The organism is Brucella sp. RRSP16, from assembly GCF_052246815.1.
Lineage (GTDB): Bacteria > Pseudomonadota > Alphaproteobacteria > Rhizobiales > Rhizobiaceae > Brucella > Brucella intermedia.
The window spans coordinates 1-2,928 of sequence record NZ_JBQQAM010000037.1 but is presented as its reverse complement, the minus strand read 5'-3'; the positions used below and the strand labels follow the sequence as shown (position 1 = coordinate 2,928).

Genomic DNA, 2,928 nt, shown 5'->3' with positions numbered 1-2,928 from the left:
TTGATGGATATTGGCAATGAGAGTGATCAAGTGTCTTAAGGGCATTTGGTGGATGCCTTGGCATGCACAGGCGATGAAGGACGTGATACGCTGCGATAAGCGTCGGGGAGGTGCGAATACCCTTTGATCCGACGATTTCCGAATGGGGCAACCCACCTTAGATGACTAGAAAATCAGATGTGTCGTTTAAGGCAATAGGGCAATACGGCAGTAGGGCAGTATGTAAGAAACATATTGCCTTATTGCCCTACTGACTTACTGCCTTTTGAGAACGGCGCATGTGGTTTCTAGTCATCAGAAATAAGGTATCTAACTCTGAATACATAGGGGTTAGAAGCGAACCTGGGGAACTGAAACATCTAAGTACCCAGAGGAAAGGACATCAAACGAGACTCCGCTAGTAGTGGCGAGCGAACGCGGACCAGGCCAGTGGCTTTTGTGAATGAAGTGGAACGAGTTGGAAAACTCGACCGAAGTGGGTGATAGTCCCGTACACGTAGAATAGCAGAAGTCCTTGAGTAGGGCGGGACACGTGAAATCCTGTCTGAACATGGGTCGACCACGATCCAAGCCTAAGTACTCGTGCATGACCGATAGCGAACCAGTACCGTGAGGGAAAGGTGAAAAGCACCCCGACGAGGGGAGTGAAACAGTACCTGAAACCGGATGCCTACAAACAGTTGGAGCCCAAGGTTCGTCCTGGGTGACAGCGTACCTTTTGTATAATGGGTCAGCGACTTAGTGTATCGAGCAAGCTTAAGCCGGTAGGTGTAGGCGCAGCGAAAGCGAGTCTGAACAGGGCGTTCAGTTCGATGCATTAGACCCGAAACCAAGTGATCTAGCCATGAGCAGGTTGAAGGTACGGTAACACGTACTGGAGGACCGAACCCATATCTGTTGCAATAGATCGGGATGACTTGTGGCTAGGGGTGAAAGGCCAATCAAACTTGGAGATAGCTGGTTCTCCGCGAAATCTATTTAGGTAGAGCGTCGACCGAATACCCCGGGGTAGAGCACTGGATGGGCTATGGGGACTCACCGTCTTACTGATCCTAACCAAACTCCGAATACCGGGGAGTACTAGTCGGCAGACACACGGCGGGTGCTAACGTCCGTCGTGGAGAGGGCAACAACCCTGACCACCATCTAAGGTCCCTAAGTTATGGCTAAGTGGGAAAGGATGTGAGGATCCCAAAACAACCAGGATGTTGGCTTAGAAGCAGCCATCATTTAAAGAAAGCGTAACAGCTCACTGGTCTAAATAAGGGTCTTTGCGCCGAAAATGTACCGGGGCTCAAGCCATACACCGAAGCTGTGGATGCACGTATGTGCGTGGTAGCGGAGCGTTCCGTAAGCCTGTGAAGGGACAGTCGTGAGACATCCTGGAGGTATCGGAAGTGAGAATGCTGACATGAGTAACGATAAAGGGAGTGAGAGACTCCCTCGCCGAAAGTCCAAGGGTTCCTGCTTAAAGTTAATCTGAGCAGGGTTAGCCGGCCCCTAAGGCGAGGCCGAAAGGCGTAGTCGATGGGAACCACGTTAATATTCGTGGGCCTGCAGGTAGTGACGGATCGCGTGTGTTGTACGTTCTTATTGGATTGAACGTGCAGCGAAGCGGTTCCAGGAAATAGCTCCTGCATATAGACCGTACCCTAAACCGACACTGGTGGACTGGTAGAGAATACCAAGGCGCTTGAGAGAACTGCGTTGAAGGAACTCGGCAAAATGCACGCGTAACTTCGGAAGAAGCGTGACCCTCATATGGGCAACCATGTGGGGGTGGCACAGACCAGGGGGTAGCGACTGTTTACCAAAAACACAGGGCTCTGCGAAGTCGCAAGACGACGTATAGGGTCTGACGCCTGCCCGGTGCTGGAAGGTTAAGAGGAGATGTGCAAGCATTGAATTGAAGCCCCAGTAAACGGCGGCCGTAACTATAACGGTCCTAAGGTAGCGAAATTCCTTGTCGGGTAAGTTCCGACCTGCACGAATGGCGTAACGACTTCCCCGCTGTCTCCAACGCAGACTCAGTGAAATTGAATTCCCCGTGAAGATGCGGGGTTCCTGCGGTTAGACGGAAAGACCCCGTGCACCTTTACTATAGCTTTACACTGGCATTCGTGTCGGCATGTGTAGGATAGGTGGTAGACTTTGAAGCAGTGGCGCCAGCCATTGTGGAGTCATCCTTGAAATACCACCCTTGCCTATATGGATGTCTAACTGCGGCCCGTTATCCGGGTCCAGGACCGTGTATGGTGGGTAGTTTGACTGGGGCGGTCGCCTCCTAAAGAGTAACGGAGCGCGCGATGGTAGGCTCAGAACGGTCGGAAATCGTTCGTCGAGTGCAATGGCATAAGCCTGCCTGACTGCAAGACTGACAAGTCGAGCAGAGACGAAAGTCGGTCATAGTGATCCGGTGGTCCCGCGTGGAAGGGCCATCGCTCAACGGATAAAAGGTACGCCGGGGATAACAGGCTGATGACCCCCAAGAGTCCATATCGACGGGGTTGTTTGGCACCTCGATGTCGACTCATCGCATCCTGGGGCTGGAGCAGGTCCCAAGGGTATGGCTGTTCGCCATTTAAAGCGGTACGTGAGTTGGGTTCAGAACGTCGTGAGACAGTTCGGTCCCTATCTGCCGTGGGTGTAGGAATATTGACAGGATCTGTCCCTAGTACGAGAGGACCGGGATGGACGTATCTCTGGTGGACCTGTTGTCGTGCCAACGGCATAGCAGGGTAGCTATATACGGACGGGATAACCGCTGAAGGCATCTAAGCGGGAAACCCACCTAAAAACGAGTATTCCCTATCAGAGCCGTGGAAGACCACCACGTTGATAGGCCGGGTGTGGAAGTGCGGCAACGCATGCAGCTTACCGGTACTAATAGCTCGATCGACTTGATCACTCCCATTTACAATATCCATC

1 rRNA gene is annotated in these 2,928 nt (G+C 52.4%); it reads left to right on the top strand.

The window, feature by feature from the left end:
- Positions 1-24: 24 nt before the first annotated feature.
- Positions 25-2,908: ribosomal RNA gene (locus tag ACS5UA_RS22715) — 23S ribosomal RNA — on the top strand.
- The last annotated feature ends 20 nt before the right edge of the window (positions 2,909-2,928 follow it).